Raw genomic sequence first — 25,611 nt, 5'->3', positions numbered from 1 at the left:
TCCTTTCCATATTTGGTAAACCATTCTACTCGTTCATACAGAATTTTCCATTGCATTGCATATCGTGGATGCACCAAATAGCGCATCCTCTGCTTTAAAAAATCCCTGTTCGCGAACAATAACTCGTATTCTACCACTCGAAGTCAAAAAGTCAATGTAGATTCTTGTATTCTTTATGTTTTTTTCTTATACTTTACTTACAAAAAAGCAATGAATTTTTCCGCCAGGAGGTCCTCTATGAAATTCGATATTCATATTAGCTCAACCAATTTACTCACCCAAAAACAGCAAGCCGGGCTTGCCAGTCTGGCCGCACTCTGCCGCCAGCACGATCATACCGATCTGTCCTATCCGATGGAAGACGATCTGACGCATTTTCTGGCCTATCTTCCAGACGGCACGCTGGTTTCCTGCCTCACACTGATTCCTTACGGGGATGACCTGGCAGAATGCTGTGCCTTCACCCACCCGGACTTCCGGAACCATGGCGCTTTTTCCTGTTTATTAGAAGAGGGACTTGCCCATATCCCAGACAGCAACCTGCTCTTTGCGGTTTCCGGGGCTTGTGCAGATACCTTAAAAACACTGGAAGCACTCGGCGCAGAAAAAGACTCTGAAGAACTGGTGATGGAATGTGACCTGACAGATTCCAATGGTCCGGCAGATTTCAACTACATTTCCACAAGTTCTCAGGAAAATCCTGAAATTTTCTCTCTGCATCAGTCTTCTGACACCGAATTTTCACTTTACCAGGGAGACACACTTCTCGGCACTGCCTTTGCAGAACCTGTCAGCGAGAGTTCAGTCTGCCTTCACCATGTGGAAATCCTGCCAGAATACCGCCACCAGGGCTTTGGCACTGTATTTTTTACGCTGCTGTTTCCCGCCCTTGCCAGACAGGGGTTCCATACAGCTCTGCTGCAGGTTGCCGGTGACAATGCGCCAGCCATTTCCCTGTACAAAAAAACAGGGTTCTCTGTCACGAAAACCCTGTCGTACTATTTCTATTGAATTCATTCAGTCACTGCACCTGCCCTGTTTCCCGTTTGCAGCTTTGGTCTGGTTTCCACTTACAAACCTGCAAGCGAAATTTTCAGTTTTACAGTGCCAGTACCTTCTCAGCTGCTGCATCGAACCAATCTCTCTCCAGATACTCGATGGTGCCGTTGTCTACATGCTCGGCTACCTTCGGGTCGATCGGGAGCTTTGCCAGTACCGGCAGATCGTACTCTTTGGCGATCTCGTCTATATGACTCTCGCCAAATACGGAAATCTTCTTACCGCAGTCCGGGCACTCCAGATAGCTCATATTCTCAACCAGGCCAAGGATCGGCACATTCATCTTCTGCGCCATCTTCACAGCCTTTGCCACGATCATGGAAACCAGCTCCTGCGGAGAAGTTACGATGATGATGCCGTTCACCGGAAGAGACTGGAATACGGTTAACGGAACATCGCCGGTTCCCGGCGGCATATCCACAAACATATAATCTACGTCTTCCCAAAGTGTCTCATTCCAGAACTGCTTCACTGCGCCTGCAATGACCGGACCTCTCCAGATGACCGGATCCGTATCGTTGTCCAAAAGCAGGTTTGCAGACATAATGTCAATGCCCAGAGCGGAAGTTGCCGGAATCATCAGATTGTCTTTTGTCATCATGACCATATTGTCGTTTAAGCCAAATGCCTTCGGAATAGACGGTCCGGTAATATCTGCATCCAGGATTGCGGTGTGTTTGCCCTTACTGTTCATCTTAACAGCCATCATGGCAGTCACCAGAGATTTTCCGACACCGCCCTTACCGCTGACTACGCCGATCACCTTTTTTACGCTGCTCGCCGGGTTTAACGGCTCCAGAAAGCTTGTCTGCTCTGCTGTGCGGCTTCCGCAGGATTCACCACAGGTACTGCAGTTATGGGTACAATTTTCACTCATGTAAATACCTCCAGATTTCTATCTTACATTTCATTTTTTTACAGCTGCCCTTCCTTTTCAGATCTGCATGAGACACCAAAAATTCCAGCCAGCTGATAGCTTATGCGATTCACGCATAAAGACCCTTAGATTAAGCATATCACATTTCGGAAGAAAACAAAACCCTTGTATCAGAAATTAGTGCTGCTGTTTGCGCATACATGGACAGAAACAAAAATATCCCTTGTATGACATTCAAAATCTGGTATAATATAGATAATATTTCTGCAATATTTCACATTTTCAGGAACTATTGCACAAAAAGCAACGAGGTATCTACTTATGAATATGAATATGAACCCAAACAGTGAACTGGTCCAGTCTGCTGTCAACGTGCCAAACCTGGTCCAGGTCCCGGATGCCTGATCAGTCAGGCCAGAGAATTCCAGCAGGCCATGATGATGTACACCTGCGCGATCCGCGAAGTAAAAACAAAACTGGAAGTATTAAACGATGAGCTTTCCATCAAAAACCAGAGGAATCCCATCGAGATGATCAAATCCCGTGTCAAAAAACCGATCAGTATCGTAGAAAAGCTGCAGCGCAGAAACCTTCCGGTCAGTCTCGAATCCATGATGAACAAATTGGACGATGTAGCCGGAATCCGCGTCATCTGTTCCTTTGTCGATGACATCTATGCTGTCGCTAACATGCTGGTCAGCCAGGATGACATCACCGTCATCGCCATCAAGGATTACATCAAAAATCCAAAGCCAAACGGCTATCGCAGTTATCACCTTATCATCGAAATTCCAGTCTTCTTCTCAGAAGAGAAGAAAAATCTGCGTGTAGAAGTCCAGATCCGGACCATTGCCATGGATTTCTGGGCCAGCCTGGACCACCAGCTGAAATACAAAAAGGATATCGGAACGGTTGCCGATGAGATCAGCGAAGACCTGCGCCAGTGCGCCGAGGTCATCGCCGCAACCGACCAGCACATGCTTCAGATCCGCAAACGCATCGAAGATAAAAATGGGAAGCACGCACCACAGTAACAATACCGGGCGATAAACACAAACGGGCCGGGAGGTTCTGCCCCCGCCAAATGGCGTGGGCAGAACCTTCCGGCCCTCGTTCGTACTGTGCAATATTGTTAAATTACCGCTTTGCTCCGTCCGGCTGTCTTCAAAAGGCGGAATACCCCGGATGCCTCCAGTGTCTTTCCGATGGTGTAAAACAGCATGGAATTGACCGGCCACATGATCAGGTTTTTGAAAGCCCGCATGGGAAGAAGCACCATAAATGCTTTTCCATAGAGCATGCTCAGCCACAGCGTTCCAAGCAGCATGTTGCAGATGACCGACGCGGTCAGTTCTGCAGCCAGTACGCGCGTGAAACGGATTGGACGCTTATACAAGAAGCAGCCATAGATCACGCCGCCCACCATGGCACCAATGGTAAAGCCCGGGAAATACGCACCGGTCGGGCGAATGATATATTTTAAGATATCCAGCGCCCCGCCAAAGGCTGCGCCTGCCACCGGGCCAAACAGATAATACACGAACTGATTCGCGATCGTGGAAAATCCGATCTTTAAGTAATCGCCCAGAACCAGGGTAAAATACCCAAGCACCACAGAGATTGCCGCAAACATCGCCATGACTGTGACTGTGTTAACGTGCTTCAGCTCTTCCATGGAATCCGTGAACAAAGTTACAAACTTTTTCATAAAAAAATTACCTCCTTTGCAGTATTTCTCGACTACAAAGGAGATAACCGTATCTATCCTCTTCGCAGCGGGATGCGGCCTGTGTACCGCGAAAAAACCGCTGCTCAGCTTCCAGATCACCCCAAACTGCTTTTTGCAGTTTTTACGGCAACCGGTCACCGAAACGTTTTCCTTCGTCCCGCCGGCAACTCCCTGTCCGGCTGGCACTTAACGCACACAGACCTACTCTGCTTTTCTTTGATTTTTATTTTGTGTGCTACTATAGCACAGTTTTTTCTTTCTGTAAAGAAGGTGCAGTAAATTTCCGCATTTTATAAATATAATATGGGATCAGCGGGATCAGTGCGGAGATCCATGCTGCCGGATCGGACAGGCAGGTGCTCACGAACCCACCGCCCAGGTGAAGGACCAGCATGACAACACCGGCCCTGGCCAGCAGCTCGAATACACCGCCTAACATCGGCACCAGGCTATAGCCCATTCCCTGAAGCGCATTCCGGTACAAGAAGATACTTCCAAGGAACGGATAACACCAGGATACCGTTTTAAAATACTGGTTGGCTGCATCGATCACCACAGTCTGGGAGCTGTCCACAAAGATCAGTGTCAGCTTTCCTGCCAGAAAATGAATGATCAGAAAGAAAGCAGCCGCTGCGAGCAGGATCATGATCTGGGTATCCTTTACGCCCTGGCGCACCCGGTCTAATCGTCCGGCACCGCGGTTCTGTCCCACATAAGTTGCAATGGTCGCACCAAATGCAATGAAGATGGTGTTTACCATATTCTGCAGCTTTCCAGCTGCGGCATAACCCGCGATGTAATCCGCACCAAACACATTGATGGCGCTCTGCACGATGATCGTTCCAATCGCCGTGATAGAAAACTGCAGGCCCATCGGCACACCAATGGACAGCAGGCGTTTGATCATAGCCGGATCAAACCGGAAATCCGCTTTCTGAAGCTTTAAGATATCGAATTTCAGAATGATATAAATCAGGCATAACAGTGCCGAGATTCCCTGGGCAATGACGGTTGCGTAGGCACAGCCCTCCACTCCCATATGGAACTTTACGATAAAAAGTACGTCCAGCACGGCGTTGATCACTGCGGAGATGATCAAAAAATAAAGTGGGGAACGGCCGTCCCCCAGTGCACGCAGCACCGCTGCAAAGGCATTGTAAGCAGCCGTTACGCAGAGGCCTGCATAAATGATTCCCATATAAGCAGCAGTCTGGCCGATGATCTCATCCGGCGTATTCATCAGACGCAGGACCGGCACATTAAAAAGCACAAGTCCTGCCGTCATGGCCACCACAAAGGCCACGCACAGATATACCGACATGGCAACATAATGGCGCATCTGCTTGTAATCCTTTGCGCCAAAGCTCTGGGCCACCATGATGGCAAAGCCACTGGTGATTCCCTGCAGCCACCCGGTCACCAGAAAAATCAGCGAGGTTGTGCTGCCGATGGCCGCCAGGGCATGGACCCCGATATAGCGGCCGGCAATCACCGAATCGACCAGATTGTAAAACTGCTGGAAAATGTTTCCGAGATATGTCGGAATCATAAAAGCCAGGATCAGGCGGACGGGATTTCCCCGTGTCATATCATTTGTCATGACAATTTGTTCCTGCCCTTTCCGGTTATGACAATCCGATCATCATTGCAACAACCACTGCAATGGATGCGCATACAAACAGGAATGCCTGGAACTTGATCTGGAACTTTGCCCACTGTCCCCACTCCAGTCTTGCTGCTGCCAGGGCACCAAGAAGGCATCCGCTGGTCGGAACGATAAAGTTGGTAAACGCATCACCAAGCTGGTAAGAAAGGACTGCAACCTGACGTTCTACACCGACCAGATCGGCAAGCGGTGCCATGATCGGCATGGTCAGGGCTGCCTGTCCGGAACCGGATACAACGAAGAAGTTGAATACGGACTGGAATACATACATCAGCCATGCAGAGATGACCGGCGGGAAATTCTTCATGCCATTGCTGATAGTATAAAGAATGGTGTTCAGAACGGTTCCATCGGTTGCGCTGGTTCCGCCCAGGATGATGATGATACCCTGTGCCATACCTACGCACATTGCAGCGCCCAGAAGGTCAGCCGCACCACGGTCAAACGCACGCGGGATATCGTTTAAGTGCATATCATTTAAGTGGAAGATCAGTCCGATGATACCGGAAACAAGACCCATTACAAAGAACTGGGATGCGATCTCCGGAATGTAGTAGCCCTGGGTTACTACGCCCCAGATGGTCCATACCATGCAGGCTACGATGGTTAAGAGCACCAGCTTATGGCCCAGGGTAAACGGCAGGTCTGCTTTACCATTCTTTGCGAAGTCCTCACGGTACTCTTCGTCAGACTCGTAAGCAACAGAAAGCTTCGGGTTCTTTTTGATCTTTGCTGCGTAACGAAGGGTAAACACACAGGTCAGGCCGGTAAAGATGATCCATAACGGGATACGGAACCATGCACCGGACATAACCGGGATGCCTGCGATACCCTGTGCCACAGCCAGGCCGAACGGGTTCTGCCACGAGGTACCGAAACCAATCTGGGTTGCCACGTAGCTGCACATGATGCCGACTACTGCATCGTAACCCATCGCGATGAACATCGGCACCAGGATCATGACGAACGGGATGGCTTCCTCACCCATGCCGAACACGGCACCGCCCAGGGAAAACAGGACGATCAGGATCGGTACCAAAAGGATTTCCTTACCGTTTGTCATGCTGATGACCCGCATGATACCGCTCTCCACGGCACCGGTTCGTAACACGATACCAAAGGAACCGCCCACCACCAGGATAAAGGCGATGATTCCGACTGCAGTACCGTTTTTGTTACCGGTTGTAAGACCCTCAAATACATAGTTTAAAATACCCTGGCCACCGAAATCCTCCGTACCGAAAAGCGGGGCAACCTTCGTTACCTTGTTTCCGTTTTCATCCAGGACATACTCAAAGCTGTCCGGATCCAGAACGGTTCTGGTCTTTTCTTCGCCGTTCATGGTGTAGGTGATTTCTTTTGTCTCATATTTACCCAGTGGGATAAACATGGTCAGGATTGCTGCAAACAGAATTACACCAAAGATGATGATGTACGTATGCGGCATCTGAAACTTCTTTTTCTTTTCCATTTGTAGTTCCTCTTCATTCTCAAAAATAAATTGACGTGTCGCAACGAAAAATTATACCATACAGACCTATAAAAGTAAACTAATGATTCTGCGGCTCATGATCATATGCCTGGATCCGGTCCTGGATCTCGATCAGGCATTCCAGAAGGAGCGGATTAAACGTACCGCACTCCCCATTCATGATCATGCGCATGGCCTGCTCATGCGGGAACGCTTTCTTGTATACACGCGGACTCACCAGGGCATCGTAAACATCTACAATGGAAACCACCTGGCTGCGATCGGGATTTCTTCTCCCTTTAAGCCGTCCGGATATCCCTTTCCATCGTAGCGCTCATGGTGCCACCTGCAGATCTGGTAAGCGATCTTTACGATCGGCTCGTTCTGGTAGGCAGTCAGATGCTTTAGCATGGAAGCACCGATGACGGTGTGGGTCTTCATGATCTCGAACTCCTCCGTTGTCAGTCTGCCAGGCTTGTTCAGGATTTTTTCATCAATGCCAATCTTTCCGATATCATGAAGAGCCGATGCTGTTGCGATCAGCTCCCGGTCCGGTCTGGACAAATGGTACTGGCTTGTCTTTTGGGTCAGGCGCTCCAGCAAAAGATCGGTCAGACGGTTGATATGAGAGACGTGAAGCCCGCTCTCCCCATTCCTGAATTCCATGATCTGGCTTAAAATCCCGACCATGATCCGGTTATTCTTTTCTTTTTCGTAGATCTGGCTTGTCACCAGTTTGATCAGGCGGTGCTGCTTCGCATACAGCTTAATGGTATTGAATACGCGCTGAAATACCACCTTGGCATCAAATGGACGGCTGATATAATCAGAAACGCCAAGCTCGTAGGCCTTGCGGATGTATGGCTCTGAATTTTCACTGGAGATCATAATGACAGGGACCTCCTCGATCCAGTGGTTTCTGGTCATGTATTCCAGCACCTCAAAGCCATTCATGACCGGCATGACAATATCTAACAGGACCAGGGCGATTCCGGTTCCGTACTGCTCTAACTGGGCAATGCACTCTTTTCCGTTTTCTGCCTCCAGAATGCGGAAATCTGAGTGAAGCATTTCAGAAAGGATCTCGCGGTTCAGCCCGGAATCATCTACAATGAGGATCTGCTGCTTGATATTCTCCTGATCCTCAGTATTGTCCCCTGAATGCTGTACCTCCTGCTTTGTTCCTTCCGTCACAACCGTATTTTTCCGGTTTTTAGCCTGATACATAAGCTTATCGGCACAGATCGCAGCATCCTCCACCGTTTTGGTCCCATCACTCAGTACTCCGCCAATGCTCACAGAAAGGCGCAGGTTCGTATAGCCTGGCACATCGGCATCGCAGACCTTTTCCTTGACCCTGCGCAGGCTTTCCTCAAACTGTGCCTGGCTGATATCCGGCATCAGAAGAAGGAATTCATCGCCTCCGTAACGGATGATGGAATCTTCATCCCGCACACAGTTTCGAAGCATCTGGACCAGGGTTCTCAGCACGGCATCGCCTGCGTCATGTCCCCAGGTATCGTTGTAGAGCTTAAAGTCATCCAGGTCGATCATGGCTACGCCGCCCTTCTGGGCTGAGGTTTTGATCTTATCCTCGTAGTAACGCCGGTTGTAGGCACCGGTCAGGGCATCAATGTAAAGCTCATCGTGATAGCTTGTCAGCTTGCTGAGAAGCTTTTCCCTGCCCTCAGCATCAATCAGGCAGGTGCCGTCCATCGCACGCACCAGCTCCATGATATAAGGAGTCCCGTCTACCTCCACATAGCGGGCAGTTACCTCAAAGAGATCATTTCCTCTGTACTCCAGCTTCGTCCTCTGAATCCCATCCTGATAAACCTTCCTGGAAATGCAGTTTTCACAGGGCTGGCTTTTCTTCCAGTAATCATAACAGTAGCAATGGTTCAACCCACCCGTCTGGTCTTCTTTTGTTTTTTTCGCTCCAGTCAGACGAAGATCAGCAGCATCCAGAAGGCGCACGGCTGTAAACACCTGCCGGTAGAGTTCCATCTGTTCCTCTGCCTGCTGTCTCGTCAGTTTATCGTATGAATTCATATATGGGTTAAGCCTCCGCTTCCAGCTCCCGAATTGCTTCTGTCAACTGCTCGTAACGCTCGGTCAGTTCCGGAAATAACCGGTCACCGCCGTTGATATCTCTTCCTCTCAGGTCTTCTGTCAGAGCTGCGCTGGTCTCGTAGAGACGGTCAAATCCAAGATTTAAGCAAACGCCCTTTAAGGTATGTGCTGCACGGAATGCACGCTCTGCGTCATGCACCTCCAGGGCTTCTTTTAAATCCGCATAGCTCGGATCCTTTAAAAACTTCAAGGCAAAGCGCTTTACCAGCGCCTCGTTGCCGAATCTGCTCAGCACACTGTCGTAATTAGATCCAATTTTTTCATAACATTCTTTCGTTGTCATTTGTTTTTCCCCTAATTCTTTCATTTCTGTTTTCTATCTATCGTAATGGTTTTGCCGCTGCTGTTTACGCAAAGCACAAACAGTAACGAATATATGCTTAGTCTAGCATAAATTTCTTTGTATTTCTACCCATAAAGCTCAACATAGCCACAAAAAGACCGCGTACCAAACAGTACGCGGTCTTTCAGTATAGGATATCCTATGATTTTGTTTTTCATTATTTCTGCGCAATTGCTGCCTGTGCTGCCGCAAGTCTTGCGATCGGAACACGGTACGGTGAGCAGGATACATAATCCAGACCGATCTTGTTGCAGAACTCTACGGAAGACGGATCTCCGCCGTGCTCGCCACAGATACCGATGTGCAGATCCGGGTTGGAAGCCTTGCCAAGCTTGATAGCCATCTCCATCAGCTTGCCTACGCCAGTCTGATCCAGTTTTGCGAATGGATCGTTCTCGTAGATCTTCGCATCGTAGTAAGCACCTAAGAACTTACCAGCATCGTCACGGGAGAAGCCGAAGGTCATCTGGGTCAGGTCGTTGGTACCGAAGCAGAAGAAGTCAGCCTCTTTTGCGATCTCGTCTGCAGTCAGGGCTGCTCTCGGGATCTCGATCATGGTACCTACATGGTAGGTCAGGTCAGAACCAGCTGCTGCGATCTCTGCATCTGCAGTCTCAACAACGGTCTTCTTGCAATATTTTAACTCTTTTACATCGCCGATCAACGGAATCATGATCTCCGGAACGATGCTCCAGTCCGGATGAGCTTTCTTCACGTTGATTGCTGCACGGATAACAGCCTTGGTCTGCATAACAGCGATCTCCGGATAGGTAACAGCCAGACGGCATCCGCGGTGACCCATCATCGGGTTGAACTCATGCAGGGACTCGCAGATTGCTTTGATTTCTGCAACGGTCTTGCCTTTTGCCTTAGCCAGCTTCTCGATGTCCTCTTCCTCGGTCGGAACGAACTCATGTAACGGCGGATCCAGGAAACGGATGGTTACAGGGTTACCCTCCATAGCCTCGTAGAGCTGTTCGAAATCGCCCTGCTGTAACGGAAGGATCTTCTCCAGAGCCTCTTCTCTCTCTTCTACGGTATCGGAGCAGATCATCTCGCGGAATGCGTCGATTCGGTCGCCCTCGAAGAACATATGCTCGGTACGGCAAAGGCCAATGCCCTCTGCGCCAAGCTCACGAGCCTTCTTCGCATCGTGCGGGGTATCTGCATTGGTGCGTACTGCCATGGTTCTGTACTCATCAGCCCATGCCATGATACGTCCGAACTCACCTGCGATGGTTGCCTCTACAGTCGGGATTGCTCCGTCATATACACAGCCGGTAGAACCGTCGAAGGAGATCACATCGCCCTCATGGTACTCTTTACCAGCCAGGGTGAATTTCTTGTTTTCCTCATCCATGATGATGTCGCCACAGCCGGATACACAGCAAGCGCCCATACCACGTGCAACTACTGCTGCGTGGGAGGTCATACCACCACGTACAGTTAAGATACCCTGGGAAGCCTTCATACCGGTAATGTCTTCCGGAGAGGTCTCAAGACGGACAAGAACAACCTTCTCGCCTCTTGCTGCCCACTCTACTGCGTCATCTGCAGTGAAGACGATCTTACCACATGCAGCACCAGGAGCTGCGCCTAAAGCCTTAGCGATCGGGGTAGCAGCCTTTAATGCCTTCTGGTCGAAGGTCGGATGCAGTAAGGAATCCAGGTTACGCGGATCGATCATTGCAACTGCCTCTTCCGGAGTTCTCATGCCCTCGTCTACTAAATCGCAAGCGATCTTTAATGCAGCCTGTGCAGTTCTCTTACCATTACGGGTCTGCAGCATGTACAGCTTGCCGTGCTCAACGGTGAACTCCATATCCTGCATATCTCTGTAGTGATCCTCCAGAGTCTTACATACCTTCTCGAAATCTGCGTATGCCTGCGGGAACTTTTCTGCCATCTCCTGAATGTGCATCGGGGTGCGGACACCAGCTACTACGTCCTCGCCCTGTGCGTTGGTTAAGAACTCACCGAACAGGCCCTTTGCGCCGGTTGCCGGGTCACGGGTAAATGCAACACCGGTACCACAGTCATCGCCCATGTTACCAAATGCCATGGACTGTACGTTTACAGCAGTACCCCAGGAATACGGGATATCGTTGTCGCGGCGGTAAACGTTTGCACGCGGGTTATCCCAGGAACGGAATACAGCCTTGATCGCGCCCATTAACTGCTCCTTCGGATCATCCGGGAAGTCAGCGCCGATCTTGTTCTTGTACTCAGCCTTGAACTGGTTAGCCAGCTCTTTTAAATCATCTGCGTCAAGCTCAACGTCAAGCTTAACACCTTTCTTCTCTTTCATCTGATCGATGAGAGCCTCAAAATATTTCTTACCGACTTCCATTACAACGTCGGAATACATCTGAATGAATCTTCTGTAGCAGTCCCAAGCCCAACGCGGGTTGCCAGACTTCTCAGCGATTACGTTAACAACCTGCTCGTTTAAGCCCAGGTTTAAGATGGTATCCATCATACCTGGCATGGAAGCACGTGCGCCGGAACGTACGGAAACCAGAAGCGGGTTCTCAAGATCTCCGAATTTCTTTCCGGTGATCTCTTCCATTTTCACAATGTACTCGTTGATCTGTGCCTGGATCTCGTCGTTGATCTCGCGTCCATCCTCGTAGTACTGTGTGCAGGCCTCAGTTGTAATTGTAAAGCCCTGCGGAACCGGAAGACCGATATTAGTCATCTCAGCCAGGTTAGCGCCTTTACCACCGAGAAGATTTCTCATGGTAGCGTCACCCTCTGTAAATAAGTACACCCACTTTTTAGCCATTGGTTTATCCTCCTCAACTTGTGTAGACGTTTTGTCTACGGTTTTCAACTCCGCCGGTATAGTTTTTGCACAAAAATATTTCCATCGGCGGTCTGGTATAAGTATACCATATTTTTTCCAGGAGTAAAGGTTTTTCTTGGTGTTTTTTGTATAAATTTAAGTAAAAACTAGTAAAATTTTGTTTTGTTCCCGTCATTTTCACATATACGATGCAAGTTCGTATATGCGAATGTGTATTTTGCATATTTTGACGAATTTTGCAGACGGGGCAATCGCAACCGTCACAATCATGATATACATGGCAACAAAAAAGAGCATGCAAAATGAAGCATCCATTTTGCACACTCTTTTTCTGTTATAAGCTTTCTCTCAGAAGTTTTCTTCTAGAAACGGAACTTGTCCTCAAAATACTGCTTTAACTCAGCGATCGGCACACGAACCTGCTCCATGGTATCGCGGTCGCGGACGGTCACTGCATGGTCCTCCTCAGACTCGAAGTCGTAGGTGATGCAGAACGGGGTACCGATCTCGTCCTGTCTTCTGTATCTCTTACCGATGTTTCCTCTGTCATCGAACTCACAGTTGTAGTACTTCGCAAGCTCTGCGTATACCTTCTCTGCGCCCTCGTTTAACTTCTTGGACAGCGGAAGGATACCGATCTTAACCGGTGCGATGGCCGGATGGAAGTGAAGCACGGTGCGGACATCGCCCTCGCCGATCTCTTCCTCATCGTATGCTGCGCACAGAAATGCCAGGGTAACACGGTCTGCACCCAGAGACGGCTCGATAACATACGGGATGTATTTCTCTTTTGCCTCGTCATCGAAGTAGGTCATATCCTCACCGGAGGTATTCTGGTGCTGGGTTAAATCGTAGTCGGTTCTGTCTGCGATACCCCACAGCTCGCCCCAGCCGAATGGGAACTTGAACTCGATATCGGTGGTACCCTTACTATAGAAGCAAAGCTCCTCCGGAGAATGGTCGCGCAGGCGGATCTCGTCTTCCTTTAAGCCAAGTGCCAGCAGCCAGTCACGGCAGAAGCCTCTCCAGTACTGGAACCACTCCAGGTCAGTGCCCGGCTTGCAGAAGAACTCCAGCTCCATCTGCTCGAACTCACGGGTACGGAAGGTAAAGTTACCCGGGGTGATCTCGTTACGGAAGGATTTACCGATCTGTCCGATACCAAACGGAACTTTCTTTCTGGAAGTACGCTGTACGTTCTTGAAGTTTACGAAAATACCCTGAGCAGTCTCCGGTCTTAAATAAACGGTGTTCTTTGCATCCTCGGTTACACCCTGGAAAGTCTTGAACATCAGGTTAAACTGACGGATATCGGTGAAGTCATGCTTACCGCAGCTTGGGCAGCAGATGTTGTTATCATCGATGTATTTCTTCATTTCTTCCTGGGACCATGCATCTACACTACCCTCAATGGTAATGCCATTCTCAGCCATGTAGTCCTCGATCAGCTTGTCGGCACGGAAACGCTCCTTACATGCCTTACAGTCCATCAGCGGATCAGAGAAGCCACCAAGATGTCCGGAAGCAACCCAGGTCTGGGAGTTCATGAGGATCGCGCAGTCAACACCTACGTTATACGGGCTCTCCTGAACGAATTTCTGCCACCATGCTTTCTTTACATTGTTTTTCAGCTCAACACCAAGGTTGCCGTAATCCCAGGTGTTTGCGAGACCGCCATAGATCTCGGAACCCGGATAAACAAATCCTCTGGTTTTTGCCAGTGCTACGATTTTTTCCATTGTTTTTTCCATCGTCAGATAACCTCTCTTTTTTACTTAAATATAATACAGCCGGTTCCCTCTGGGGTCACTGCTGAATGATCACTTGTTATTTCCACACCTTCGGTCACATAAAGGATTTTTCCCTCTGTATAAACAGAAGCACTGCCCTCGGTCAGGACCATGTGGCTGTCCTTCTTCTCCCCTGCCTTGGAAAGCTCTGCGCTCTTTCCGGAAGCAGTTCTGTAGGCTAAGTCCGGCAGCTTTGATGCGTCTGTGTCCAGCACCTGCAGCGATGTCACCGAATGGGTATCATCCCCGTTTTCCTCGGAAAACCTTACAAAATCCTCCGGGGTCGCATAAGAAAATACCAGCGTACCGGTTTTCCCTTCCAGGCTGCTTTTTTCCAGCGCGGCCGGAAGCTTTTCTTTTCCTTCTGTATTTTCTGCCTCGGCGGCTGCCCCCTGCTCTTCATTATAAGAGCAGATCTGCTTTTTTGCAAATTCGGCTAAGCCTTCGGCACTGTACAGATCGTTTTCCTTTTGTGATGTGTAGACCATGGCGCTCTGCACACTTAAGTCATCCGCCACATAAATGCTGTTCTCAGAAGCATCCCAGGCTTTTTTCTTTGCCCCTGTTTCTGAACAGCCTGCAGCCCAGACTGCACAAAGCAGCACGGCTGCAGCCAAAACTGCTGCTTTCTTTTTCATAAATCTCCTCTTTGCTCCTGTTCACGCACTGCGCAAACAAGAACTTCTCTTTCCCCTTTTATGGGTTATTTAGGATTATACCTGTTCATGGAAAATTTGTAAACCACCTTATTTGCGTTTCCGGTTCGCACATACTTATTTTGGAAAGAAGCTTTTTGCTGCTATTTTCCCTGGACAGCAGATTGCTGCGTGCCGCGAACTGCCGTCTCCATCATCTTCAGAATTTCCAGAGAATGGAACTCCCGGTCGATGAAGCGCCGTTTGTTCAGCTCCACGCAATGCTTCAGTTCCTCTAAAACTTCCGGTGCCAGCGTAAAGGTATACAGGGATTCAAGCGGTGATGCCACGATATATTCCCAGGCATAATTGGCAGAATCGCTGACCGGACGGGGCGGATGCTCCGTATAATCCCCGTTGATCGCCATGCTGCGCAGCTCAAACACTGCCTGTACCAGCGAGTTTGGAAGGGCCGGCTTTAACAAGGCCCGCAGCGACTGGTAGAGCAAAAGGAGCTGCTCGGTCGCCTCTAAATTTTCCCGGCTGTAATAATCCGCAAATTCCAGAAAATAAGAGCCGTAGCAGGTTGCCTCCATATCCATCGTGATCTCGGAAAAATAGTTGAGCACGTCGGCTGCCTGCAGATTATAGGCATCTCTTCCTTCGTACAGCTTAAAGGTACCAAATACAAAGGGTCTGGTCACGCCCAAAAGCTGGCTGCCCGGCCGTTTTGCACCGCGGGCAAAGGCCGTGATCTTGCCGCGCTCCCTGGTTAAGATCACCAGCCGCCGGTCATTTTCCCCGACCGGCGTTGCTTTTAAGACCATTCCGGTCAGATTCACCGATTCTCTCACTGTTCCCGTTTGCCTTTCTGCTCCCACAGCACTTCTATTTGCCTTTCCATCCCTGCGGCGCTTTTTCTGTTATTCCTTCGGATTATAACCATAATTCTTCATTAACAATTCGCTGTCGCGCCATTCTTTCCGCACTTTGACCCAGATCTGCAGGTTGACCTTCGTCTCCAGCATTGCCTCCAGCTCTCTTCTGGCAGCGGAACCGATGCGTTTTAACATGGCGCCGCCCTTGCCGATGATGATGCCCTTGTGGGAATCGCGCTCACAGATGATGGTTGCCTCCACATCCATGATGCCATTCGGGCGCTCACTCATCTTCTCAATGGTGACTGCGATTCCGTGCGGAATCTCTTCATCTAACAGGCGGAGTGCCTTTTCGCGGATCAGCTCTGCGGCGATCTGGCGCATCGGCTGGTCTGTCACGGTATCCTCATCGTAGAACTGCGGACCGTAAGGCAGATATTTGAACAGCTGTTCCAACAGGGTGTCCGTATTCTTATCACGGAGCGCCGATACTGGAACGATCTCCGCAAAATTGCAGATATCCTTGTAAGCATTGATAAAGGTCAGGATATCTTCCTGGTTCTTTACCGTATCGGTCTTGTTGATGACCAGAATGACCGGGGTTTTGACTCCCTGAAGCTGCTCGGCGATATGGCGTTCCCCGGCACCGATGAAGGTGCTCGGCTCTACCAGCCACAAGATCAGGTCCACCTCTTTTAAGGTATGCTCTGCCACATTGACCATATACTCACCCAGCTTATTTTTTGCCTTGTGGATGCCCGGCGTATCGAGGAAAATAATCTGTCCCCGCTCATCGGTATAGACGGTCTGAATGCGGTTTCTTGTGGTCTGCGGTTTGTCTGAAGTAATGGCGATCTTCTGGCCGATGAGATGGTTCATCAGCGTGGATTTCCCTACGTTTGGCCGTCCGATCAGCGTTACAAAGCCGGATTTTTTCTGAACCGGGGCAGCTGCTTCGCTGCCCGCACCGCCCTTTTTCGCTCCATTCAGTTCTTCCAGCAATTTATCAAAATTCGTACCTTCCGGTTTCTTTGCCATAGTTTATCCTTTCCCATACATAACTGTTTTGGTAACTGTTCAGTACCTTCCCAGTTATCCTTTCCCAACAACGTTTCCTACAGGCTGCGTGCCGCACACTGCACACACCTGTTATCCTCTCGTAAGGCTGGAAACCTCGCCAAACATTGCGCGGTTTGCCTCGATCTTTTCCTCATTTCCTACCACGCAGAAGCTTCCGGTCTGCAGTACGGCACGGACATGGGCCGCCAGCGCGCGGATATCCTCCTTGGTCGCCTGTAAGACCTGTTCACGCTCGGTCTGCATCATCTCTTCCGTCACACCGGACAGATATGCGGAAAGTCCCCTGCTGCCCTTCACGGACGGCGTCAGCGGAGCATCCAGATTGCTAATGGTTCCGATCACATATTTCGTCATATCGCGCTCATCCGGGTCAAACTGCTCTAAGTAAGCCGGAATACCCTCGTAGATCTCGTTTGTCTCTTTTAAGTTCGGGTCGCGGTACGATACCAGATAACCCTCGCCGGAACGTCCAAATCCGCTCATGCAGCCATACGCGCCGCCTTTCACGCGGATGTTCAGCCAGAGGTAATCATAGCTTAAGATCACCTGAAGGATCTTTAATGCGCCGGTATATGCAAGGCCTGCATCGCGGAAATTGCCGCAGCGCGCCACATAGTCGACCTGCGCAGAGGTCTTTAATCCCTCGTTCACATTCTTGACCGGATGGGTAAATACATACGTTTCGCGGCTTCCCTCCGGGAGCTTTGCGGAGAGCAGCTTTAAGGTCTCCGGAAGCTTTTCATAGCCATTTTCATCTGCCGTGTAGTTTACCAGCATATTGGAACGGGTGAAAAGCTTTCTGCTTACTTCCTGAAGCTTTGCAATGATCTCCTGTTTCTTTGCCGGATAATCCTTTTCCAGCTGCTCCAGGAAATGGTAATATGCTGTGCCGCCCGTCAGCTCATTGTAGTAAGCGGTCGCAGAGAAGTAAGAGGTTGCGCGGGATACTGCCGTGCTATGTCCTGCATTCTCCAGTTTCATTCTCGCACGGGAGCGTGTCTCCTGGATCACCTCGCCCAGACGCTTTTCATCCGTAAATACGGAGTGGTTTAAAATTTCTTCCAGCATGGTAAATCCAAAATCCAGCTTATCGTACAGCACACGGATGCTTGCCACAAACGCTCCGGTAAACTGCTCGGCATCCTGCAGGTTTGCGTAGGAAGTCACGGAAAAATCCATGCCGCCGCTGTTTAAATGGATCTCACTGGTCAGATCCGAATAGCTGTAATGCTCTGTGCTGATGGAACCCAGCACGGATTTTAACAGACCTGCATACGGAAGGTCTTCCTGCGGCAGTACGCTGGTATTGAATAATATCTTTAAATAGCCAATTCCGGAGGTAAAGAAATTGTGGTGCAGCACTTTAATGCCGTCCTCCTCTTTCTCGGTCCAGAAGAAGGTCTCTGCTTTTTTATCAATGTCTTCGCGGGTTAAGAGCGGGATCTTTGCCAAAATCTCCGGAGTGGACGGGGTATCCTGGTACTCCTTTAACTCTCTGGTTGCACAAACCAGCTTCTCCAGTTCCTCCTCTGAAAGAGATGCCTTATAATCGGCCAGCTTCTTAGCCAGCTTTTCATCTTCTTTTGCGGTCAGGTTTTTCTCCGGGGCTACCACGATCACAGCCTCAAACGGGTTATCCAGCAGGTAGTCTTTGATCAGCTGCTCAAAATAGCCGTTCTCCACTTCTTTTTTCAGGAAGTCGAAGGTTTCCTGGTAGCAGAGGTGCGTCATCGGATCTCCGTCGTACAGCCAGCTGTCCAGGCACTGCAAACCATACATCAGACCCTTCGGTGCAGAACCATAATCCGCCTCACGGTATTTAAACTCAAAATAATTCATGCCGGCAAGCAGACTCTTGCGGTTGATGCCCTGGTCAGCAAGCTTTCTCAGCGTGCCCTTTACAATCGCTAAAAACTCGCCCTTCTGCTCCTTGTTGGCATCCTTTGCGATGACGGAGAAGAATGGCTGTAAAATGCCGCTCTCGTATCCGCCCAGGATGTCCTTACCGATTCCGGCATCGATCAGCGCCTGTTTTAACGGTGCTCCCGGTGCATCTAACAGGGTGTACTCCAGGATCTGGAATGCCACGTAAAGCTTCGGGTCCAGATCGTCACCTACGACGGTATTTACGGAAAGGTAGGTTGCATCCTCCCCGGATTCCCCGTCAGTGATAGAATAGGAAAACTCGCGCTCTACCGGTTTTTCAAATGCCTTCTGCTCCCGGATGCGGGAATCCACCGGACGCTCCTCGTAGTGGCTTAAATATTCCTCATCCAGCCATGCCAGCTTCTCAGCCATATCCATATCGCCGTAGAGATAGATATAGCTGTTGGAGGGGTGATAGTACGTTCTATGAAAATCCAGGAATTTTTCATAGCTCAGCTCCGGAATATGAACCGGGTCACCGCCGGAATCCTTGCCGTAACAGGTATCCGGGAACAGAGTCTTCTGGGTCACACTGTCTAAGAGACTCTCCGGGGAAGAATACGCACCCTTCATCTCATTGTATACAACGCCATTGTAAATGAGCGGGGCATCCTTGCTCTCCAGCTCGTAATGCCAGCCCTCCTGGCGGAAAATCTTCTCTTCTTTGTAAATGTTCGGATGCAGGACTGCGTCCATGTAAACATCCATCAGATTCTGGAAATCCTTATCGTTGCAGCTTGCAACCGGATACACGGTCTTATCCGGGTAGGTCATGGCATTTAAAAAGGTATTCAAAGATCCCTTTACCAGCTCTACAAACGGATCCTTTAACGGGAACTTGTCGGAACCGCACAGCACGCTGTGCTCCAGAATATGCGGCAGCCCGCAGTCATTGTCCGGCGGAGTCCTAAACCCGATACAGAATACCTTGTTCTCGTCATCATTTGATACCAGGAACAGTCTGGCTTTTGTCTTTTTGTGTTCCAGGACAATGCCTTCTGACTGCATTTCTTCAATGGTTTTATGCTCTACCACACGGTAAGCACTCAGTTTTTCTATTGCTTCCAGCTGATTCATCCGTTGTCTTCCTTTCCTGTCTGTTTACGATCTTATTTCTTTGTCTTGCTTTCCTCTATAGATTGCCCATCAGGCGGTCTTTTAATAAAGCAATGCCGTCGCGCAGGGAAAAATGCACCAGAAGAACCTTATCAGCCTCCGATGCAATCCCGTAAATCATATCATAATGCTGTTTTTTTGCGATCATTCCTGCCCGGCAGAGATGAAAATTACTGGTCAGGACCCCAATCCGCACAGGCCGCGCAGATATCTCCTCCTGCGCTCCCTTACCATTTTTTTGCAGTTCTGGTTCTCCGGGTGCACGAAGAAGCTTCTCTGCCTCTGTCTTTCGTTTCTGCTCCTGCAAAAGCTTTTGTTCCCTGTTTTCGATCAGAAGCTTACTGTAGGCCAGATTCTCTACCGTACTAAAGGACTGCTTCTCCAGTAAAAGCTGTTCTGCAGCGGCTCCCTGCCCTAAGAGATACTGTTCCATGGCCTCTGCTTCCGGGCATGGCTCATCCTCACCTTTTGCGCCGGAAAGCACCAGTATGGTCTCCGGGTTTTCCTTTGCGTATTCCAGCGCCTTATCTAACCGCAGCTTTAAGGTCTTGCTCAGCGTTCCGTCCGGCTTCACCTTAGCGCCCAGCACAATCACATAATCCAGGGAAGGCTCTGCCGTCGCCGGGATCCGGCCAAAAATTAAGATCTGCGTGACTAAAAGGATCATAAGACCGGATGCACACAGGGTCACAAAGGAAACCGGAAGCCAGAGCGGCACCCGCTCCGGATACTTCTGGTAGAAATGGATTCCTGCCGCAGTCGTACCAAAGAATCCAGCGATCAAAAGCCATAGCACTGCAAAAGACGTGCCAAAGCCTGCATACACTACGATGATCCCGTAGTACACCAGGCAAAGCACTGCAGCTGCAGTGAAGACCCATATTAACATTGTTTCACCTCACATCATGTTTAGGCCGCAGCAAAGCGCCAGACAGCGGATTTCTACGGCCTTTTTATTCCATTGCGTATCGCAAAGGTACCAGTGGCGCATCTGCTGAATTCAAAAATACTGCTGCGCACGGGTACATTTATTTTCCTTCATAGATGATTGCAGATTCCACATCATATCCTTTGAGGCGGTCACGTCCCTTTAAGCCAGCTAACTCCATAACGAAGCAGAGCTTTACGACTTTTCCGCCCAGCTGCTCGACCAGGCTTACGATAGCCTCGGTGGTGCCTCCGGTCGCGATCAGGTCATCGACCACAACGACCTTCTGTCCCGGCTTGATGGCATCCTTGTGGATCTCGATCTCTGCGGAACCATATTCCAGATCGTACTTTGCAGTGATGGTCTCTCTCGGCAGCTTGCCTTTCTTGCGGATCGGCACGAAGCTCTTATGCTCTGCATAAGCAACCGGCACGCCAAAGATAAATCCGCGGGATTCCGGACCGACCACAACGTCGTAGTCGAGATCCTTTATCATGTCACGGATGCTGTCAATGGCCAGAGCCAGTCCGTCTGCATCCTGAAGAATGGATGTAACATCGCGGAAAATAATGCCCGGCTCCGGAAAATCCGGAATACTTACTACATAATCCTCTAATTTTTTCATCGGTCAACCTCTCTTCTCTTTTCACTTGTTTTTATCGGAATACCTTTAACAGGTTCTTCACTTCCTTCTGGCATATGTCCTCCTGGAAGGAGCCATATTCATAGAAACAGTACCCGGCTACTGCACCGCTGGCCCGGCCGGCCTCTACCTGCCGGCTTATGATATTGTCATAACGCTTCCATTCCGGGATTCCGGTGTTGTCCCTCGCATTGCTCCCGGCCTTATACATGGCAAGTCCGATATAGAGCTTTGCATGGCCCTTCTTTACCAGGCTGATCCAGGTCTTCAGGTTATTTTCAAAAGCAAACGGTGCCGGGCTTCCATTGGAAAGCTGGTGTTCAAAACCCCAGTAAATCTGCGGCATAATGTAATCCACATACCCGTCGTGGGACAGCCAGGTGTCAATATCGGTAAACAGGCGGTTGTCACTGCGCAGATGGTCTACATACCCCTCCGGCTGATGCCAAACTTGGCCGACGGACGAGCCTCCTTGACTGCACGGTACACGCCGCGGATCAGCTCATTGACATTTTCCCGCCGCCACTGGGCAATGGTCAGGCTGCTGCCAGAAGCGTCGTACTCCGGCTTGTCAAACCAGCGGCTGGCATTGGAGTTGTCCACCTCCGGATAAAAATAGTCATCGAAATGGATGCCATCCACTGTATACTTCTGCGCGATCTCCCGCACCCCGTTTATGATCAGCTCCCTGACCTGCGGGATCGCCGGATTAAAATAATAGGCGCCATTCTGCTTTAATACCCAGCGGTCATTGGACGGGTCCGCATCGGTCAGCCACTTTTTCGCCGGATTCTGATCCGATACCTGCTCCCAGGTATTGTGGTATCCGGTCACACGGTACGGATTAATCCAGGCATGGAACTGCAGCCCTTTATTGTGCGCAGCCTTCACAAAGATCGCCAGTGGATCGTACCCCGGGTTCTGGCCCTGGGTGCCCGTCACAAAGCGGGACCACGGAAAATATGCGGACGGATACACCGCATCCGCATCAGGACGCACATGCACAAACACCGCATTCATTTTTAATTCCAGGCAGCGGTCAATCATCTTATCGACTTCCCGCTTAAAGGATTCCTGGTCTGCCGGGAGTCTTTCCCAGTCCAGATAGGAGATCCATACGCCCCGCATCTCATCAGAACGGATGACCGAAGCCGATGGTGCAGCAAAGGCAGTGAGCAGTCCTGTCTGCAGGAGCATAAGCCCTGTAAGCACCAGACATACTGCCCTCCGGAAAACAGAAAAGTGCTTTCCGGCACATATTGTATCTCTCTTTTGTATCAGCATTCAAATCCTCCCGGATGCCACAGCTTCTGGCATCGCAAAACGGGATTGTTTCCGCACTCCCGCATTCCTTTTTCTTCCATTATTATTTTTATAATAGTATAGCAAAGGACAGCGAAAAGAACAACAAAACAAATATAAAGCAATCCTTAAGAAAAACTATAGGCAATGCACTACTCCCGGTCGATAAGGAATTCGCTTAAGACCACATTGCTGACATCGATGCCGCGCTCAGTCAGGCGGACCATAGGTGCCTCCACCTCAATGAGCCCCTGCTGTTCCAGTTTTTTTAATACATCCCCGTAAACATTCCACATATTCAGGCCAAAACGCTCCAGAAATTCACTGCCGGAAACGCCCTGCATCATGCGCAGGCCCACAAACATGAATTCCTCCATCTTGTCTTCGAGGGAAAGCTCCTCGATATCCCGTGCTGCCGCTCCGCCCTCGTAAAGATTCAGGGAAAGATATTCCTGCAGGTCCTCTGTATTGTGGTAGCGGTAGCCATAAGTGTAGGAGGAAGCCCCAAGTCCCAGGCCCAGGTATTCCACCCCGGTCCAGTAACCGGTATTGTGGCGGCATTCATAGCCCTTTTTTGCGTAATTAGATATCTCATAACGCTCATATCCCTGAGCCGCCATCATCTCTTTGGTCAGGTGGTACATCTCCCGGTCTGTGTCCTCGTCTGGAAGATCCGGCAGTGTCATAACCGCTGCCCGTGCCGCAACCTCGGATGCTGTTTCCGGCTTTTTACTGTTTTCCTGCTGTCCACCGGAAAGCAGGCCCTTTTACATTCCGGTTCACCAAAGCGCTCGAAAAACGGAGTTCCCTCCTCGATGATCAGGCTGTAAGCAGAAATGTGCTCCGGCTTTAACATCATGACCTTTTTTAACGTAGTTTTCCAGGAATGTACATCCTGCCCCGGAAGTGCCGACATCAGATCCACATTGATATTTTTAAAGCCCGCCTGTCTGGCACGCTGGTAGCTCTTTAAAAAGGAATCGTAGGAATGGATCCGCCCCAGGTATTTTAGTTCCTTGTCATCGGCAGACTGCAGGCCGATGCTCAGGCGGTTGATGCCGCTCTGGCGGTAAACCTCCAGCTTTTCCATGGTAAGCGTTCCCGGATTGGCCTCCAGAGTCACCTCTGCATCCAGTGCGATATCGAAATTCTCGGAGAGCGTCGCAAACAGCTCCATAATAAGGTCAGCAGGCAGAATCGACGGAGTACCGCCGCCCACAAAAATGGTGGACACACGGTACTCCTGAAAATTCGGGCCCTGACCGCAGATTTCTTCGATCAGCTTGTCCATGTATTCCCGGTACACCCGCTCCGGCGCTGCGAAGGATAAGAAATCGCAGTAAGAGCACTTGCGGGCGCAAAAGGGAATGTGAATATAAAGTTCCAGTTCTCGTTTATTCATCGTCTAATTTCAGAACACTCATGAATGCCTTCTGCGGGATCTCTACATTGCCCACCTGACGCATTCGTTTCTTTCCTTCCTTCTGTTTTTCCAGAAGCTTCTTCTTACGGGAGATATCGCCGCCGTAGCACTTCGCAAGGACATCCTTGCGCATCGCCTTTACGGTCTCGCGGGCAATGATCTTGCCGCCTACCGCTGCCTGGATCGGAATCTCAAACAGGTGGCGCGGGATCTCCTCCTTTAACTTCTCGCACATTTTTCTGCCGCGCTCGTAGGCGGAATCTGCATGTACAATGAAGGACAGGGCATCCACCTCCTCTTTATTGATGAGGATATCCAGCTTCACAAGCTCAGAGGTCTCATAGCCCTTCATGTCATAGTCGAAAGAAGCATAGCCTCTGGAGCGTGATTTTAACGCATCGAAGAAATCGTAGATGATCTCGTTCAGCGGGAGATCATATTTTAAGAGTGCCCTGGTTTCCTCAATGTATTCCATACCATGGTAGATACCGCGCCGTTCCTGGCACAGTGTCATAATGGCACCCACAAACTCGGTGGTAACCATGATTTCCGCACTGACGATCGGCTCCTCCATATACTCAATCTCGGTCGGGTCCGGGAGGTTGGACGGGTTGGTCAGCTCGATCATTTCGCCGTTTTTCTTGTGGACACGGTACACAACGCCCGGTGCCGTGGTAACCAGATCGAGGTTGTACTCCCGCTCCAGACGCTCCTGGATGATCTCCAGATGCAAAAGTCCCAAAAATCCGCAGCGGAAACCAAAGCCAAGGGCAATGGAGGTCTCCGGCTCAAAGAACAGGGATGCATCGTTTAACTGAAGCTTCTCTAATGCATCGCGCAGGTCATTGTACTTTGCACCATCTGCCGGGTAAAGTCCGCAGTATACCATGGAGGTTACCTTTTTGTAGCCCGGAAGCGGCTCTGCGCACGGACGCAGCGCATCGGTGATGGTATCACCCACACGGGTATCCTTTACATTCTTAATGCTGGCAGTGATGTAACCAACCATGCCGGCACTCAGCTCGTCGCACGGAATGAACTGGCCTGCGCCGAAATAACCAACCTCAACCACCTCTTCCTCGGCTCCGGTTGCCATCATGCGGACACGGGTTCCTTTCTTTACGGTTCCCTCTTTGATGCGGCAGAACACGATAACACCCTTGTACGGGTCATAAAGCGAGTCAAAGATCAGCGCCTGAAGCGGTGCCTCAGGATCGCCCACCGGTGCCGGGACCTTGTGAACGATCGCCTCCAGCACATCCTCCACATTCAGGCCAGTCTTCGCAGAAATGCGCGGTGCATCGTGTGCTTCAATGCCGATGACGTCCTCGATCTCGTCTGCGACCCAGTCCGGCCTTGCACTCGGAAGGTCGATCTTGTTGATGACCGGGAACACATCCAGGTCGTGGTCCAGGGCTAGGTAAACGTTGGCCAGGGTCTGTGCCTCGATTCCCTGTGCCGCATCCACGACAAGGATCGCACCGTCGCAGGCAGCCAGACTTCTGGATACCTCATAGTTAAAGTCGACGTGTCCAGGGGTATCGATCAGGTTAAAAATATATTCTTCTCCGTCTTTTGCACGGTAAACGGTGCGGACTGCCTGGGATTTGATGGTAATTCCACGCTCCCGCTCCAGGTCCATGTTATCGAGTACCTGCGCCTGCATTTCACGGCTGGTCAGAAGGCCGGTCATCTCGATGATGCGGTCTGCCAGAGTGGATTTGCCGTGGTCAATATGGGCGATGATACAGAAATTACGGATCTTGCTTTGGTCCATTGATGCCATGTATTGATTTCCTCCAAATA

Annotated in this window: 21 protein-coding genes, 1 pseudogene and 1 riboswitch; of the genes and pseudogenes, 2 read left to right on the top strand and 20 right to left on the bottom strand. The window is 50.1% G+C overall.

Annotation, left to right across the window (positions count from 1 at the left end):
* The first annotated feature begins 237 nt into the window (after positions 1-237).
* Entirely contained in the window at positions 238-1,011 is a 774-nt protein-coding gene (locus DXA97_RS06365) for a GNAT family N-acetyltransferase (RefSeq protein ID WP_182436817.1), read from the top strand.
* 88 nt (positions 1,012-1,099) lie between these two features.
* Here the strand turns inward: DXA97_RS06365 and DXA97_RS06360 are convergent, their stop codons facing one another.
* Positions 1,100-1,936, bottom strand: a complete 837-nt coding sequence (locus tag DXA97_RS06360) for an Mrp/NBP35 family ATP-binding protein (RefSeq protein WP_118718985.1) — start codon at positions 1,934-1,936, stop codon at positions 1,100-1,102.
* Positions 1,937-2,257: 321 nt separating this feature from the next.
* Here DXA97_RS06360 and DXA97_RS06355 point away from each other — a divergent pair.
* Positions 2,258-2,970 (top strand): annotated as a pseudogene (locus DXA97_RS06355) (GTP pyrophosphokinase family protein).
* A gap of 98 nt (positions 2,971-3,068) precedes the next feature.
* Here DXA97_RS06355 and DXA97_RS06350 read toward each other — a convergent pair.
* The 19 genes from DXA97_RS06350 to lepA all read right to left on the bottom strand — a co-directional run bounded on the left by DXA97_RS06350 (position 3,069) and on the right by lepA (position 25,591).
* Positions 3,069-3,644: a folate family ECF transporter S component gene (locus DXA97_RS06350; protein WP_118719043.1), complete on the bottom strand. Its 576-nt coding sequence runs from the start codon at positions 3,642-3,644 to the stop codon at positions 3,069-3,071.
* 63 nt (positions 3,645-3,707) lie between these two features.
* A riboswitch (THF riboswitch) is annotated at positions 3,708-3,876 on the bottom strand.
* A gap of 27 nt (positions 3,877-3,903) precedes the next feature.
* Complete coding sequence (locus tag DXA97_RS06345) at positions 3,904-5,265, bottom strand: MATE family efflux transporter (RefSeq protein ID WP_118718983.1); 1,362 nt, start codon at positions 5,263-5,265, stop codon at positions 3,904-3,906.
* Between the two features lie 25 nt (positions 5,266-5,290).
* Positions 5,291-6,802, bottom strand: a complete 1,512-nt coding sequence (yfcC, locus tag DXA97_RS06340) for a putative basic amino acid antiporter YfcC (protein WP_118718981.1) — start codon at positions 6,800-6,802, stop codon at positions 5,291-5,293.
* A gap of 79 nt (positions 6,803-6,881) precedes the next feature.
* Entirely contained in the window at positions 6,882-7,073 is a 192-nt protein-coding gene (locus DXA97_RS21970) for a hypothetical protein (RefSeq protein WP_347561484.1), read from the bottom strand.
* Positions 7,058-8,854, bottom strand: coding sequence for a diguanylate cyclase (locus DXA97_RS06335; RefSeq protein ID WP_347561483.1), 1,797 nt, complete (start codon positions 8,852-8,854; stop codon positions 7,058-7,060). The genes DXA97_RS21970 and DXA97_RS06335 overlap by 16 nt, the downstream gene beginning before the upstream one ends.
* Before the next feature lie 7 nt (positions 8,855-8,861).
* Complete coding sequence (locus DXA97_RS06330) at positions 8,862-9,218, bottom strand: Hpt domain-containing protein (RefSeq protein WP_118718979.1); 357 nt, start codon at positions 9,216-9,218, stop codon at positions 8,862-8,864.
* A gap of 217 nt (positions 9,219-9,435) precedes the next feature.
* Positions 9,436-12,063 (bottom strand): pyruvate, phosphate dikinase, encoded by a 2,628-nt coding sequence (gene ppdK / locus DXA97_RS06325; RefSeq protein WP_118718977.1) that lies wholly within the window; start codon positions 12,061-12,063, stop codon positions 9,436-9,438.
* Positions 12,064-12,446: 383 nt separating this feature from the next.
* On the bottom strand, positions 12,447-13,835 hold the full coding sequence (locus DXA97_RS06320) for a glycine--tRNA ligase (protein ID WP_118718975.1): 1,389 nt from the start codon (positions 13,833-13,835) through the stop codon (positions 12,447-12,449).
* A 20-nt stretch (positions 13,836-13,855) separates the two neighbouring features.
* Positions 13,856-14,512, bottom strand: coding sequence for a hypothetical protein (locus tag DXA97_RS06315; protein ID WP_118718973.1), 657 nt, complete (start codon positions 14,510-14,512; stop codon positions 13,856-13,858).
* 161 nt (positions 14,513-14,673) lie between these two features.
* Positions 14,674-15,363 carry a DNA repair protein RecO gene (gene recO, locus DXA97_RS06310; RefSeq protein ID WP_118718971.1) on the bottom strand — a complete coding sequence of 230 codons (690 nt, stop codon included), beginning with the start codon at positions 15,361-15,363 and terminating at the stop codon, positions 14,674-14,676.
* Positions 15,364-15,432: 69 nt separating this feature from the next.
* A complete protein-coding gene (era, locus tag DXA97_RS06305; RefSeq protein WP_118718969.1) occupies positions 15,433-16,425 on the bottom strand; it encodes a GTPase Era in 993 nt (330 codons plus the stop codon).
* A gap of 111 nt (positions 16,426-16,536) precedes the next feature.
* Positions 16,537-19,470, bottom strand: coding sequence for an insulinase family protein (locus DXA97_RS06300; protein ID WP_182436816.1), 2,934 nt, complete (start codon positions 19,468-19,470; stop codon positions 16,537-16,539).
* A gap of 55 nt (positions 19,471-19,525) precedes the next feature.
* The gene (locus DXA97_RS06295; RefSeq protein WP_118718967.1) at positions 19,526-20,398 is read right to left on the bottom strand and encodes a YdcF family protein; all 873 of its coding nucleotides are present in this window, start codon (positions 20,396-20,398) and stop codon (positions 19,526-19,528) included.
* A 139-nt stretch (positions 20,399-20,537) separates the two neighbouring features.
* The gene (locus tag DXA97_RS06290; protein WP_118718965.1) at positions 20,538-21,062 is read right to left on the bottom strand and encodes an adenine phosphoribosyltransferase; all 525 of its coding nucleotides are present in this window, start codon (positions 21,060-21,062) and stop codon (positions 20,538-20,540) included.
* Positions 21,063-21,093: 31 nt separating this feature from the next.
* Positions 21,094-21,426, bottom strand: coding sequence for a hypothetical protein (locus DXA97_RS06285; protein ID WP_118718963.1), 333 nt, complete (start codon positions 21,424-21,426; stop codon positions 21,094-21,096).
* A gap of 77 nt (positions 21,427-21,503) precedes the next feature.
* The gene (locus tag DXA97_RS06280) at positions 21,504-22,364 is read right to left on the bottom strand and encodes a family 10 glycosylhydrolase (RefSeq protein WP_118718961.1); all 861 of its coding nucleotides are present in this window, start codon (positions 22,362-22,364) and stop codon (positions 21,504-21,506) included.
* Positions 22,365-22,534: 170 nt separating this feature from the next.
* Positions 22,535-23,068, bottom strand: coding sequence for a hypothetical protein (locus tag DXA97_RS21965; RefSeq protein WP_347561482.1), 534 nt, complete (start codon positions 23,066-23,068; stop codon positions 22,535-22,537).
* Entirely contained in the window at positions 23,065-23,784 is a 720-nt protein-coding gene (locus tag DXA97_RS21960; RefSeq protein ID WP_347561481.1) for a coproporphyrinogen-III oxidase family protein, read from the bottom strand. The genes DXA97_RS21965 and DXA97_RS21960 overlap by 4 nt, the downstream gene beginning before the upstream one ends.
* Entirely contained in the window at positions 23,777-25,591 is a 1,815-nt protein-coding gene (lepA, locus tag DXA97_RS06270; RefSeq protein WP_118543482.1) for a translation elongation factor 4, read from the bottom strand. Before lepA ends, DXA97_RS21960 begins: the two co-directional genes overlap by 8 nt.
* Positions 25,592-25,611 lie beyond the last annotated feature (20 nt).

Source organism: Clostridium sp. OF09-36, from assembly GCF_003481985.1.
Taxonomy (GTDB): domain Bacteria; phylum Bacillota; class Clostridia; order Lachnospirales; family Lachnospiraceae; genus Brotaphodocola.
The sequence above is the reverse complement of the archived record's forward strand: the minus strand, read 5'-3'. Positions and strand labels throughout refer to the sequence as shown.